This is a genomic window from Streptomyces sp. NPDC054887 (assembly GCF_053610585.1).
The window spans coordinates 47,486-60,314 of the sequence record NZ_JBSGYQ010000035.1 but is presented as its reverse complement, the minus strand read 5'-3'; the positions used below and the strand labels follow the sequence as shown (position 1 = coordinate 60,314).

The following is a 12,829-nucleotide window of genomic DNA, read 5'->3' as shown; positions in this document are numbered from 1 at the left end:
ATGAAAAGCATGCCGGCAGCCCTGTCTCCCGGCGCGGGACCCGGCCCGAGGCGGGTCCCGCGGGAAGGGGGCGGCGCGTCACCCGCGCGCCGCCCCCTCCCCAACCTCTCGCGCCCAGCCGCTTCGGCCCCGTCAACCCCACCCTTGCGCGTACTGCCGCCGGTAGCTGCGTCGGTCGTGGGCCGACCGGATCCAGCGTGTCGCGACCAGACCGACGACGCTCACGGCGACGACCAGCACACCCGGCGCCAGGCTGCGGACCTCACCGAACACGGCGGGCAGTCGCACACCTCCTGGCACCTGCGGCACGGAAGGCACGGAAGGCGCGGCGGCGCCCGGCGGGGGAGCCGCCGCTCCCGAACCCTCTCCGGCGGCCGTCGTGGCGCCCACGAGCCGTACGCCGAGGGCCGCCATCGCCGTGGTCGCCGGCTGGAAGTACGTGAGGCCGCCCGTCGTGCAGTCGCCGTTGCCGCCCGAAGTCACACCGAGCGCCACCCCCCGGGCGAACAGCGGCCCACCGCTGTCGCCCGGTTCGGCGCAGACCGTCGTCTCGATCAGGCCCGTCACCGTGCCCTCGGGGAAGTTGACCGTCGCGTTCAGCGCGGTCACCCGGCCCGTGTGCACGCCCGTCGTGCTGCCGCTGCGGAAGACCTGCTGGCCCACCACCGGATCGGCGGCCCCGGTGACGGGCACCTCCCGGCCGCCGCCGAGCCCCACCACGCTCCGGCCACCGGAGGCGTCGCCGTTCTCGTACGCGACGACGGAGAAGTCGCTGCCGGGAAAACTGCTCGCGGTCGTGGTGCCGACCCGTCCCGTGCCCTGCGCGTCCTGGAACCAGGTGGTGCCGACCGGACCGCAGTGGCCGGCCGTCAGGATGTAGTTCTGCCTGCCGTCGGTGACGTTGAACCCCGCCGAGCAGCGCCCGTTGCCCGCGAAGACGGGGGAGCCGCCGCTGACCCTGGTGGTGAAGGCTCCCTTCGTCCGCTGCATGTCCACGAACCCGCCGATCTCCTTCGCGAGCCCGGACATGCGCGACCAGTCGCCGCGCGAGACGGTGCGGTCGCCGTGCACCACCACCTTGTTGGACGCGTAGTCCACCACCCACGCGGTCCCGGGCACCCGGGGCGCGGCGCGCAGCGCGTCGGTGGCCGAGCGGAGTTCGCGCGTGCTGTGGCGGACCATGTCGGCGCGTGCCCCCGCTCGTTCCACCTCCGCCGCCGCCCGCGCATCGGTCACGGCGACGACCGGCAGCCCGTCGGAACCGATCCAGGTGCCCGCCGTACGGGAGGCACCGAGCCGCGCCACCAGGCGCGCGCCCAGCTCGGCGGGCAGGGCGGTGGCCTCCGCACCGGCCTCGTCCCGGCCGGCCGGGACGGGCGCCTCGCCCGCCGCCGCGGTGGTGATCATCAGGCCGCCGCAGAGTATCCCGCCGGTGGCGGCCAGCTGCGCCAGCCTCTGAAGTCTGCGTCGCGCGTGCCTCATCCGTACCCTCACACCAGTTCCGACACGGCGTCGGGGACGCCGGGGCCGCAGGGAGCGGTCCTCCCTCCATACGGGCCGTGCCGCGGGCACGTTCACCCACCCGCGCCCTGCCCCACCCACCCCGTCCACCGCACCGGCCCCGCACGTTGAACACCGCCCCGTTGTCGCCCGTATACCGGGGCGGTCCGTGCGGCGCACGTACGGGCCTCCGCAGCCAGGGGAGGCACTCATGGCCGGCAGCAACGTCACACAGCTCTTCCGCGCGTCCTCCGCGCACAGCCCCTCGTACTTCACCCTGGACCGGGCGGGCGCGGGCGCGGCCGGCGGCATCACCGACTTCTGCATCCCCTGCAACCCGTACTTCCCCACGCCCGCGATGTTCGACGAACTCGGCGGCCGGCTCCGCGACATCCTGACGTACTACCCGAGCAGCGCCGACACCGTCACCGCCGAGCTGTGCCAGGTGCTCGGGCTCAACCCGCAGACCGTCGCCATGGGGAACGGCTCCACCGAACTCATCACCTGGATCGACCACCTGCTCGTGCACGAGTCCCTCGCGGTGCCCGTGCCCACGTTCGGACGGTGGACCGACCAGCCGATGGAGACCGGCAAGCGCGTCGACATGCTGCTGCTGCCGGAGGCCCACGGTTTCGGGCTGGACCCGGAAGCGTTCGTACGGTTCGTCCGCTCGCGCGGGTCCCGCGCGGCCGTCATCTGCAACCCCAACAACCCCGACGGCGGCTTCCTGCCCAAGCAGCAGGTCCTCGCCCTCGTCGACGCGCTCCAGGACCTGGACCTGGTGGTGGTCGACGAGTCCTTCCTCGAGTTCGCCGACGCGGAGCCCGAACCGAGCGTGGCGGCTGAGGCGGTGCTGCGGACGAACGTCATCGTGCTGCGCAGCCTCGGCAAGAACTTCGGGCTGCACGGGGTCCGCTTCGGCTATCTGGTGTCGAACCCGGGCCTCGCGGGGAAGGTGCGCGCCGCGCTGCCGAAGTGGAATCTCAACTCGTTCGCGGAGACGGTGGTGTTCATGCTCAAGGACCACCGTCCGGAGTACGCGGACAGCCTCCGGCGCTCGCGCCGCGACCGGGACGAGATGACCTGGCGCCTCTCCCGCCTGCCGGGACTCACCGTGTATCCGTCGCAGGGCAACTTCGTCTACGTACGGCTGCCGCAGGGCGCGGACGGGACCGCTCTGCGCGACCGGCTGCTGTCCGAACACGGCGTGCTGGTACGCGACTGCGCCAACAAGATCGGCAGCTCCAGCCGCTTCCTGCGGCTGGTGGTACGTCCACAGCACGACGTGGACCGGCTGATCGGGGCGCTGGAGCGGATGTGGTACGAGCAGCCGCAGGAAGCGCCGCCGGCGTCGGAAGCGGAATGGACGCCGCAACCGCCGCGGTTCACTCCCGCGCCGCTGCCGCCGGCGCGGCCGTCGCCCGCCGAGCGGCCGGGGCACGCCCCGGCGGCGATGCTCACCCGCGGCTACCGGCGGACCGCGTCCGCCCAGGACCTGACACCCGCGCCCGCTCCCGGATACACCTCGGGAACAGCAGCGGTGGACCGCCTCGTGGGCGGGGCCTGAGCCGGCCGAACCGGTGGGGCTGCGCCGGCGAACCGGCGGGCCCGAGGCGGCCGCACCGGCGGGCTCGGGCGGGCCGAACCGGCGGGCTCCGGCGGCCCGTACCGCCGGGTGAATCGCGGGCGCGCCACCACCCCGTGTCCGCCACGAGGCAACCCACGGCCCCCGGTTGTCGTCCTCGGGGGGCGAGGGAGGCGCCGGGGACCCCCGGTGCGTCCCGACGCAACCGATGCTGAGGAAGACCACCTTGATACGTGTCACACGCGTGATGACGGCCGCGGCCGCGTTGCTCGCGCTGGCGGCGGCGTCACCGGGGACGGCGCACGCGCTGCCGCCCGCCGCCACCCTGCCGGACGCGCCACCGGGACGGGCCGACGGCGCACTGCCACCCGGCTGGGACCTCACCGGCTCGGGCCCCGGTCGACAACTCGTCTGGACCGCGCGCGAACGCGTGCCCATGGGCGACGCCCGCGTCGACTTCTACTCGGGCGACCGGCTGCTCGGCCGGCCGCTCGCCGCGAAGGACGGGCGCTCCTTCCGGCTGGACTCCGACGGCGCCCGCATCGGCCCGGCGAAGGACTTGCGCGTGATGGCCGGCGGCCGCCGGCTGGACGCCGTTCCCGACCGGATGCGCGGCCCGAAGCCACCGCCCGCCGCCGAACGGGCGGCCGACCCCCTGCCCGCGAACGAGGTCGACCCCGGAGTCCGCGGCCCGTACCGGACCGTCAGCGGCCAATACGCGCTGGATTCCGTCCGGTTGCCCGGCTTCCGCGCCCCGGTGGAGATGCGCGCCGCAGTGGTGGGACCCGCCGACGCCCCGGGGAAGCGGCCGTTGGCCCTGTTCCTGCACGGCCGCCACTACACGTGCTACAAGCCCGGCAGCGACGAACAGCGCGGCGAATGGCCCTGCAAGGCCGGCACGCGGCCGGTGCCCAGCCACCAGGGCTACCTGCGGGCCCAGAAACTCCTCGCCTCCCAGGGGTACGTCACCCTGTCCGTGTCGGCCAACGGCATCAACGGGCAGGACCACCTCGCGGAGGACGGCGGCGCGCAGGCCCGCTCGTCCCTCGTACGGCAGCACCTGGCCCACTGGGCCGACTGGGCCGACGGCGGGGCCGGAGCGCCGGCCGCCGTGCGCGCGATCTCACCCGCGGACCTGTCCCGGGTGCTGCTCGTCGGCCACTCGCGCGGCGGAGAGGGCGTCAACCGGGCCGCCCTCGACAGCCTGCACCGGCCGCCCGCCGACCAGGACGGACACCGGGGCGAAGTGCGCTGGACCATCCGCGGCACCGTCCTGATCGGCCCCACCGTCTTCGGCCAGAACCCCGCCCCCGAGGTGCCCTCCACCACCATCCTGCCAGGCTGCGACGGTGACGTGTCCGACCTCCAGGGCGAGATCTACGTCGACGGGACGCGGGGCGTCAGCCGGGGAGCGGCGCTGCACAGTGCCGTGTACATGGTCGGCGCCAACCACAACTTCTTCAACAGCGAGTGGACCCCCGGCCAGGCGAAGGCGCCGGCCGACGACGACTTCTGGCCCGGCGAGACACGGGACCCCGTCTGCACCCCGGGCACGGCGACCCGCCTGACCGCCACCCAGCAGCAGACGGCGGGCGCCACGTACATCGCGGCGGCGGCCCGGCTGTTCGTCGCCGCCGACGACCGGGTGCGCCCCCTCCTCGACGGCAGCGGCCGGCGCGCGCCCTCCGCCGACCCGGCACGGGTCCTGACCCACGCGGTCGGCGCCAACCGCACGACGGCCTTCCTGCCGGGAGCCTCGACGACCGTGTCGGGCGGCCGGCTCTGCGCACAGGTCCACCCCGACTCGGCCCGCGCCTGTCTGCCGCCCGGCGGCCCGGGCGGACAGTCGCCGCACTTCGCCGTCTGGGAGACATCGCCGGAGCCGGGACGCGACGCCGTCGCGATGCGCTGGTCGAGCCCGGGCTCCGCGGTCTCCGTGCGCCCCGCACGCCCGGTCTCCCTGGCGGGCGCCGAAGCACTGGCCCTGCGGATCATCGTCCCGCCCAACACCACCGGCACACGGCTCGACGTCACGCTCACCGACGCCTCGGGCCGGCGGTCCACCCTCGGCGGCGCACGCGTCGACGGCCTGCCGGGCAGCGGGCGCACGGCCTCCCACTGGGGGCGCGAGGTGCGCGTACCCCTGTCCGCCGCCCTCCGGGACGGGCTCGACCTGACCCGGGTGGAGTCCCTGGAACTGACCCCCCGCAGCCGGTCCGGGCGGGCCTGGCTGATGGACGCCTGGGGCTGGAGCCCGGGCACGCCGGAGGTGCGCCCGGCCGCCCTGCCGCGCGTCGACGTCGGCCGGCTGACCGTGAAGGAAGGCGACTCCGGGATACGGACCTACCGCGTCCCGGTGCGCGTCTCCGGTGAGGGGAGCGGCCGGATACGGGTGTTCGTGGCCAGGGCCGGCACCGACGAGGTCACGCACCGCACGGTGACGGTACGAGCGGGCAGCGACACCGTGCACCTGCCGGTCCTCGTGCACGGCAACACCCGTTACGGCGACGACATCAGGCACAACGTGTACGTCAAGGCCGTGAGCGGCGCGGCGGTGGGCTCCCACCAGGGCGGTGTGACCGCACGGAACGACGACGCGATGCCCGCGTTCCGGGTCGAACCGGTCGCGGACGACGTCGGCGAAGGCCGCGATCTGGCCTGGCGGGTGTCGCTCTCCGCCGTCGCCGACACGGACATCATGGGCGAGTTCGCCTTCCTGCCCGTCACCCGCGGCGCCGAACTCTCCACCAAGGATGTCCGCCGGTCCTGGCTGGACGAGTACTTCGGCACGTCGCCGGCCCCGGCCCGGCCGCTGTCCAAGACGGTGGAAGGCCCGTACCTGACGGTCGCCGTGCCGGCGGGCGCGCGGAGCACCGAGGTGACGGTCCCCACGGTCAAGGACCGCGTGCGCGAGCCGAAGGAGCTGCTGAAGGCCCGTGTGACGACGTACGACGAGTCCTGGGAACCGCGTCCCGGACCGGTGGTCACCGGCACGGTACGAAACCTGCCGTAACGCGGACGCACACCGGCGGCACACCCCGGCCGACCACCGCACCGGCCCCCGCCGAGGGAGCCGGTGCGGTGCGTCGCCGGCCGGGCGACGACCTGCGGCGCGCGTACAACCTTCCTTCGTCCCCGATGGTCATCTGCACCGATCGGCACATCTGCCGGGGCCCGCCCCCCGGAAGCGGCCGATCGACCCGTCAACGTCGGACGCCTCCCGGCATCCGGCATCCCGCAGGAGACGAAGACCCGCATGCGCAAGCACTTGAGCACCACCCTCGCCACCGCCGTCGCGGCGGCCCTCACCGGCGGCCTGATCGTCGCCGGTACCGGCAGCGCCGCCGCCGCACCCTCCGGGCTGCAGGGCGACTTCAACGGCGACGGCTACCGGGACCTGGCGATCGCCGCACCCATCGCCAAGGTCGACGGCAAGTCCAACGCCGGGTACGTCGCCGTGGTGTACGGCACCAGCAGCGGCCTCGACAAGTCGAAGCGCACCCTGATCAGCCAGGCCACGCCCGGCATCCCGGGCGTCCCGGAGACCGGCGACGGCTTCGGCGACCGCCTCACCGCCGGCGACCTCGACGGCGACGGCTACACCGACCTCGTCGTCGGCGTGCACGCCGAGCGGATAGGCAGCACCGACGACTACGGCGCCGTCACCGTCGTCTGGGGCGGCGCCACCGGTCTCACCTCCGGCACCGACATCGCGTCGCCGCTGCCCGAGAACCGGTACGCGTTCGGCTGGGACGTCGCCGCGGGCGACTTCGACGGCGACGGCAAGACCGACCTCGCCGCCGCCAACATGGCGGGTCCCGGCCTCAACGTCTTCAAGGGCCCTCTCACCCGCACCGGCACGGCGGCGGCCCTCACCGGCATCGACACCCAGGCCCAGACCGGCATCGGCGCCGAACGCCTCGTCGCCGGCGACGTCACCGGCGACGGCGCCGACGACCTGGTCGTCATGGGGCAGCAGGCGAGCGGCGACGGCCAGATCACCCGCAGCGTCCTCTACAAGGGCGGCGCCACCGGCCTCAAGGCGTCCGGCAAGCTCGCCGGCGGTTACGCGGCGGCCATCGCCGACGTCGACAAGGACGGTCACGGCGACATCGTCACCGGCAACTTCATGGAGAAGTCCACCGACGAGCCGAACGGCGGCCTCGGCGGCGCGCTGACCGTCACGTACGGAAGCGCCACCGGACTGTCCACCCGCACCCCTGTCCGCATCACCCAGGACACCGCCGGCGTCCCCGGTACGGCGGAGAAGGGCGACCGCTTCGGCTGGAGCCTGTCCGCCGGTGACACCGACGAGGACGGGTACGCCGACATCGCGGTCGGCGCCTCGTCCGAAGCCCTCAGCGGCAAGGCGGCGGCCGGCGCCGTCACCGTCCTGCGCGGCTCCGCCACGGGCCTGACCGGCACCGGCTCCAAGAGCTTCTCCCAGGACACCACCGGGGTTCCCGGCGCCGCCGAATCCCACGACCAGTTCGGCGCCTCCGTACACCTCACGGACAGCAACGCCGACGGCCGCGCCGAACTCACCGCGGGGGCCTTCGCCGAGAACGACGGCGCGGGCGCGGTCTGGCTCTTCAAGGCCGGCGCGAGCGGGATCACGGCCACCGGATCGACCAGTTTCGGCGCGACCTCCCTCGGAGGCCCCGCCGGCCTCTCCTACTTCGGGGACCGCCTCACCAACTGACCGGGCCGGCCGGACGAGACGAACAGCGCGCGCCGCCCGTCAGGGGTGCGCTGTTCGTTCGGGCAGGTGGGGCTTGAAGCAGGCGGTCACGGTCTTCCCGTGCTGCTGCGAGTGGGTCTGCCAGCTGTCCGCGAGCGACTGCACGATGCCGACCCCCCTGCCCGAAACCGCGCCGGCGTCCGGCTTCCTGGGCGAGGGCAGCGCCGCCGCCTCGTCGTGGACGCTCACGTGCAGGCAGCTGTTGTCCCAGGTCAGGACGAGCTGTGCGTCGCTGTGCGCGTGCACGTGGGCATTGGCGAGAAGTTCGGAGACCGCGAGGACGATCTCGTCCACCGTCTCGGGCGCCTCGGCGGCCCAGGGGAGGGAACTCAGTTGCCGACGTGTCCAGTCACGCGCCGTGCGCACCCCTTCGCCCGCAGGAAAGGTACGGGCCCACCCGGTAGCCTTGACGCTCATGGCATGCTCCCTGATCCTCGTCCATCAGTGGCTGCCGATCGGGTACCCCCATCCGCTCCGCCCTCACGGCGGCCCGTGAGCCCGGCGGCGTCAGCCCCTCAGGAGGTCCGGGTTGTCGGCCAGGGCGGCGAGACGGCCCGCCGGGTCGGTGATCAGCTTCCGCGCGGACAGATCCAGCATCCCGCCCACACCGGTGATCTCCGCCGCCACTGTGCCGTCCTCCTTGACGATCCGCTGCACGATCTCGAACGTCTTCCCCGCGCCGTAGACGAACTGGCAGGTCACGCGCACCCGCTCACCGCCGCGCAACTCACGCGCGTACTTCACCGTCACTTCGAGCGCCACCGGCCCCACACCACTGGCCAGCAGCTTCTCCTGGGGGAGCCCCGCGGCGCGCAGCAGCTCCCAGCGGGCGTGCTCGGCGTACTGGAGGTAGACGGCCTGGTTCACGTGTCCCTGCGTGTCGAGCTCGTAGCCACGCACTGTCACGTCGACGGAGAAGGTCATGGACGTCGCAACACCCCGGCGCGCCCCGTCATTCCCGCCGCGGCCCCGCCCCGCACGGCACCCGGCGTTAAGGTGCCCGCAGGTCGGATCCCCGACTTCTTCATCAACTGCATCAACATTTGAATGACTGGTGAAGGTCAATGCGGGTACTCAAAAGAGTTTATGCGCTGTGCGTGCCGACCGGCGGAGCGGGCAGACGACAGCCATGAACGACGACCAGGAGCTCGCCGGCGGGCACGATGCGCCGCCCGCGCCGCCCGACCGTGACCCGTCCGTCGAAGGCGTGAGCGAAGCCTGGTCCGGCGCCATCACTTCGGTACGCCGCCAACTGGCCCGGGTGCACGACGGGTTGCCTCCGCTGGAGGAAGAACCCGACGCACCCGCGACTACAGCCTGACACGCCACCCGGCCGGGCGTGAGCACCCCTGACCGGAGCGGCTCCGCTCAGGGGTACGAGCACGCTCGACGGCGGCAGGACCGCTCCGGTCAGGGGCGGCTGCCCTCCGGCGGCTGCGCCGGGGGAACGGGTGGCCACGGAACATCGGCCAGCAGGGGGAGGAGCGCCTCCTCCTCGTAGTCCAGGTGTGCGTTCAACTCGGCCGACATGCGGTCGAGTTCACTGCGGAAGCGCTCGGGCTCGGTGACGGCGATGTCGGACAGCAGGGCCACCAGCTCCCCCTGGACGCGCGCGACCGTACGATGCTCGTCCCTCAGCCGCTCGAGGGTGGCGGACAAGTGGGGATGGTGGTGAGCGATGCCCGGGAACAGGTGGGCGTCCTCGCTGGTGTGGTGGAACTCCAGCGTCTGGCAGAAGGCCAGGCACCGTTGGCGGATCTGAAGACCGAGGCCCGGCGCCGGCGGCGTGCCCGTGCCGTCGTGCGCGGCGCGAGCGGCGAAATGATCCTCGACCTCGGCGCGTACGTGGCGGAGCTGCGCCCGCAGCCAGGTGTGGACCTCCAGGAGCTTGTCGGCGAGGTTCCCGACCTCGCGCGGCCCGTCCCAGGCGTCGGGCTCGGCGCGCTCCAGCACGACGACCGGCAGCGGCCGGGCGGTGCGGGCCTGGTAGTCGGCGTAGCCCGGCGCCGCGCGCAGAACGTGCGCGAACAGTTCCTCGCGCCGCTCCTCCTCCGCGGGCACCGCCAGCGCCTCGAAGGACCGGGCGCCGATCTCGACCTCGACCAGGGGATGGGCGAGCAGGTTGTGGTACCAGTCGGGGTGCTGGGCGGCGCCCAGGTTCGACCCGACGACGAGGAGCGCGTCGCCGTGGCGGACGTAACCGAGCGGAGTGGTCCGCCGGGCACCCGACCTGGCGCCGGTGGTGGTCAGCAGGAGCAGGTCCGTGCCCGCGAAGGGGCCACCTACCTTCCCCTCGTTGGCACGGAACTCTTCGATGACCGACTGGTTGTATGACGTGAGCATGTTGGGGTGGTGTCTCCGGAGACAGGTGTGTCCGCGTGATCGCGGCAGACGGCTGGTGGTGGTGTACGCGGGCGGAAGCGGCCGCGGGCGTCCAGGCTCCGGGACGACCGCCGGCCGGCGCGGCGGCACGGGGCCGCGTGATCGCAGCGAGGCGTCACGGCGGCGGTGTGTCAGCGCGGGGCGGAGTCCGGGCGCCGATGCTCCGGGCCCGGGCGAGGGTGCCGGGGCTTGGAGGCGGCAGACGGCGTGCGGCTGCTCCGGATCAGGTACAGGGTGCGGAGTACGGACTCATGACGGACCCTTTGACTGCGAGGTGCTCGCCCGGTCACCGACCGGCCCACTGCTCTTTGGCCGGTGCCACGCGGCACGTGCCCATTAGACGTACCTGCGCTGGGACTTGTCAACGCCGGCCGCCACGCGCGGCGCCGTCCTTGCCCGGCATCGGCATCGGCAGCGGCACGGCCTACGGCGCCGGCTCCCGGTGGGCTAGTTGGCGCCCAGCACCATCTCGAAGAAGTCGGACACCCGCTGCCGCCACCGATGGCCGCGCCGGCAGTAGCGGCGGGACCAGCCGCGTCGGGCCGTCGGCCGGAACGGCCGGCCGCACCACATGCACGGGCGGACTCCCCGCGCGTCATCACCTGTCGGCATACCGTCCCCCGTCGTTCGTCCACAGACATGCCAGGCGAGACCTTAGCCAACGTCCGGCCACGGATCGCCCTCAGGTGCCGCTTCGCCCGCCGCGCCCTCGGCGTGGGCCGCACCCGGCCGCCGCCGTCCTTGGGTGCGACAGAATCCCGCTTCCGGGGCCGGAAATAAATCTGTCGTGACGGTAGTAGACATTGGCGCTTCATCGGGTAGGGTTTTGCTCGTAGCCAGGACAACGAGTGAGGCGCGGCAGGGATGAACTGCCGCGCATGCGGGTTCGAGCGAGTTGTGGCACGGCAGTGGAGTGGCAGGGCCGGACGCATCAAGGGGTCCTGTCGCTGATTGCCGGGCCGGCGGCCCACAGGGGTCGCGAGCGGTCCCGCGGTTCCACGTAGCAGGACAGATCAACAGCAAGGAAGAAGGAGGTAGACGCCATCAGGATCGCCCGGGTGAGGACACGTCCGCCCGGGTACCGAAGGCCCCGGAACGAAAGGTGGTCACCGGTCACGCATCCGCGATCCCCGTATCCCGCCCGTCACCCCGGCGGAGATGCGGACACATAAACCCGGCCACGCTGTGGCCGGCAGATGGTGTTGAACCCCTGGGACCCTGGTGCCGACCGGCACCAGGGTCCCCTGACGTCCACGGTCGGTGACCCCGGCGGCGGTCCCGCCTCGGCCGCCGGTTCCCCGGCGGGCGACGGGGCCGCGGCCCCGTCGCCTCGCATCGGCAGCGCGGGCTCGGGCCCTCGGGCGTATCGTCGGAGGTGGACCGTCTGGGCGACCCCGGAGGGCGGTGAGTGCGGTGGTCGAGCGTCGGATCCTGGGTCCCGAAGAAGGGGAGCTCTATCAGCCCGCGGGGGCTGCCGGGGACCGGTTTCTCATCAACAGCCTTGCGTGTGGCGGCCGGTTCGCGCTGGTCGAGCATCGGCTGCCTCCCCACGTGCTCGCGGCCCCCGTGCACAAGCACACCCGTGAGGACGAGTTCAGCTTCATCCTCGAAGGAGCGGTGGGAGCCCGGTTCGGTGACGAGGAAGTCGTGGGCGAACCGGGTGACCTGGTGTTCAAGCCGCGGGACGAATGGCACACGTTCTGGAACGCCGGCCGCACGCCGGCCCGGCTGCTGGAGATCATCTCACCCGGCGGCCTGGAGGAACTGTTCCGGTGGCTCGACCGGCTGAGTGACGAGCTGAGTCCCGAGGAACTGGAGCGGAAGGCGGGGACGTACGGCTGCTCGGTGGACATGGAGGCCACCATGGCGCTCATCGAGGAACGCGGTCTGAATTTCTGAGGCGTCGGGCGGAACGGGGAAGGGGCGGGGAGGGCGCGATGCTCTCCCCGCCCCTTCCCCGCATGCGGTGTCGCGGTGTGTGGCGGCAAATCAGGCGCGGTCGGCCCACACGGTGTTGAGCTTGCTCTGGTAGTAGAGCGGCGTCAGGCCGAGCACGAAGGCGAGCAGCAGACCGACGCCGCCGGAGCAGTCGGCGGTCACGCCGGCGGCGCGCTGCGCCTGGGCGATGCGGGAGCCGGTCTTCACGATCGAGACGAACGGCGGGACGATCAGGAACGAACCGAGCGTGAGGGCGACGACCGCCATGCCGGGGTTGACCTCGATGGTCGGGTCGATCGCCTTCACCTGCTTGTTGACCTTGTAGTACCAGACGAGCCAGTAGATGCCGAAGGTCACGATGGTGAGCAGCCAGGTGACAACCGGGCTGGCGGGAGCGCCGGCGGGCGCGGACGAGCGGACGTCGGTGGACATCAAATTCCCCACTTGCTTGCTGTGCTTCCTGCCGCCCGTTCTGGCTGAGCCACCCCACGGGGGCAGGGAGTGATGAGTGTGTCGCCTCGCGTTCGAGCTTTTGCGGCTGTCGGGGCGAGGCTTACGGAGCGTACGCGTTCTGAGCATGCCAAAGATGAGCATGGGCATTACAAGTTCATTACAAGGCAACAAATCGGCGCATGGAGGGCTGTCCCCGGGACCGCGGCGCCCGCACTCCGGACGTTGGGCCG

General features: G+C 72.8%; 10 protein-coding genes. 5 read left to right on the top strand and 5 right to left on the bottom strand.

The features are described 5' to 3' along the window. Positions 1-132: 132 nt before the first annotated feature. Entirely contained in the window at positions 133-1,482 is a 1,350-nt protein-coding gene (locus ACWGH0_RS20700) for a S1 family peptidase (RefSeq protein WP_453405640.1), read from the bottom strand. A 229-nt stretch (positions 1,483-1,711) separates the two neighbouring features. Between ACWGH0_RS20700 and ACWGH0_RS20695 the strand changes: the two genes are divergently transcribed. The 3 genes from ACWGH0_RS20695 to ACWGH0_RS20685 all read left to right on the top strand — a co-directional run bounded on the left by ACWGH0_RS20695 (position 1,712) and on the right by ACWGH0_RS20685 (position 7,787). After that, positions 1,712-3,067: an aminotransferase class I/II-fold pyridoxal phosphate-dependent enzyme gene (locus ACWGH0_RS20695; protein ID WP_453405639.1), complete on the top strand. Its 1,356-nt coding sequence runs from the start codon at positions 1,712-1,714 to the stop codon at positions 3,065-3,067. A gap of 244 nt (positions 3,068-3,311) precedes the next feature. Beyond that, positions 3,312-6,098 carry a hypothetical protein gene (locus ACWGH0_RS20690; protein ID WP_453405638.1) on the top strand — a complete coding sequence of 929 codons (2,787 nt, stop codon included), beginning with the start codon at positions 3,312-3,314 and terminating at the stop codon, positions 6,096-6,098. A 243-nt stretch (positions 6,099-6,341) separates the two neighbouring features. Next, positions 6,342-7,787 (top strand): FG-GAP and VCBS repeat-containing protein, encoded by a 1,446-nt coding sequence (locus tag ACWGH0_RS20685; RefSeq protein ID WP_453405637.1) that lies wholly within the window; start codon positions 6,342-6,344, stop codon positions 7,785-7,787. Positions 7,788-7,826: 39 nt separating this feature from the next. On the opposite strand, the gene ACWGH0_RS20680 is transcribed toward ACWGH0_RS20685, so the two are convergent. Continuing rightward, on the bottom strand, positions 7,827-8,243 hold the full coding sequence (locus ACWGH0_RS20680) for an ATP-binding protein (RefSeq protein ID WP_453405636.1): 417 nt from the start codon (positions 8,241-8,243) through the stop codon (positions 7,827-7,829). 90 nt (positions 8,244-8,333) lie between these two features. Further along, the gene (locus ACWGH0_RS20675; RefSeq protein ID WP_453405635.1) at positions 8,334-8,750 is read right to left on the bottom strand and encodes an acyl-CoA thioesterase; all 417 of its coding nucleotides are present in this window, start codon (positions 8,748-8,750) and stop codon (positions 8,334-8,336) included. 205 nt (positions 8,751-8,955) lie between these two features. On the opposite strand from ACWGH0_RS20675, the gene ACWGH0_RS20670 reads away from it, so the two are divergent. Then, the gene (locus tag ACWGH0_RS20670; protein WP_453405634.1) at positions 8,956-9,147 is read left to right on the top strand and encodes a hypothetical protein; all 192 of its coding nucleotides are present in this window, start codon (positions 8,956-8,958) and stop codon (positions 9,145-9,147) included. Between the two features lie 89 nt (positions 9,148-9,236). Here the strand turns inward: ACWGH0_RS20670 and ACWGH0_RS20665 are convergent, their stop codons facing one another. Continuing rightward, entirely contained in the window at positions 9,237-10,169 is a 933-nt protein-coding gene (locus ACWGH0_RS20665; RefSeq protein WP_453405633.1) for a nitroreductase/quinone reductase family protein, read from the bottom strand. Positions 10,170-11,468: 1,299 nt separating this feature from the next. On the opposite strand from ACWGH0_RS20665, the gene ACWGH0_RS20660 reads away from it, so the two are divergent. Beyond that, on the top strand, positions 11,469-12,107 hold the full coding sequence (locus ACWGH0_RS20660; RefSeq protein ID WP_453405632.1) for a cupin domain-containing protein: 639 nt from the start codon (positions 11,469-11,471) through the stop codon (positions 12,105-12,107). A gap of 90 nt (positions 12,108-12,197) precedes the next feature. Here the strand turns inward: ACWGH0_RS20660 and ACWGH0_RS20655 are convergent, their stop codons facing one another. After that, a complete protein-coding gene (locus ACWGH0_RS20655) occupies positions 12,198-12,578 on the bottom strand; it encodes a DUF4234 domain-containing protein (protein WP_453405631.1) in 381 nt (126 codons plus the stop codon). Positions 12,579-12,829 lie beyond the last annotated feature (251 nt).

What these genes read in the sequence shown, in the direction of transcription:
- ACWGH0_RS20700 (WP_453405640.1), bottom strand. Translation starts at nt 1,482, where the DNA reads ATGAGGCACGCGCGACGCAGACTTCAGAGGCTGGCGCAGCTGGCCGCC.
- ACWGH0_RS20695 (WP_453405639.1), top strand. Translation starts at nt 1,712, where the DNA reads ATGGCCGGCAGCAACGTCACACAGCTCTTCCGCGCGTCCTCCGCGCAC.
- ACWGH0_RS20685 (WP_453405637.1), top strand. Translation starts at nt 6,342, where the DNA reads ATGCGCAAGCACTTGAGCACCACCCTCGCCACCGCCGTCGCGGCGGCC.
- ACWGH0_RS20680 (WP_453405636.1), bottom strand. Translation starts at nt 8,243, where the DNA reads ATGAGCGTCAAGGCTACCGGGTGGGCCCGTACCTTTCCTGCGGGCGAA.
- ACWGH0_RS20675 (WP_453405635.1), bottom strand. Translation starts at nt 8,750, where the DNA reads ATGACCTTCTCCGTCGACGTGACAGTGCGTGGCTACGAGCTCGACACG.
- ACWGH0_RS20670 (WP_453405634.1), top strand. Translation starts at nt 8,956, where the DNA reads ATGAACGACGACCAGGAGCTCGCCGGCGGGCACGATGCGCCGCCCGCG.
- ACWGH0_RS20665 (WP_453405633.1), bottom strand. Translation starts at nt 10,169, where the DNA reads ATGCTCACGTCATACAACCAGTCGGTCATCGAAGAGTTCCGTGCCAAC.
- ACWGH0_RS20655 (WP_453405631.1), bottom strand. Translation starts at nt 12,578, where the DNA reads ATGTCCACCGACGTCCGCTCGTCCGCGCCCGCCGGCGCTCCCGCCAGC.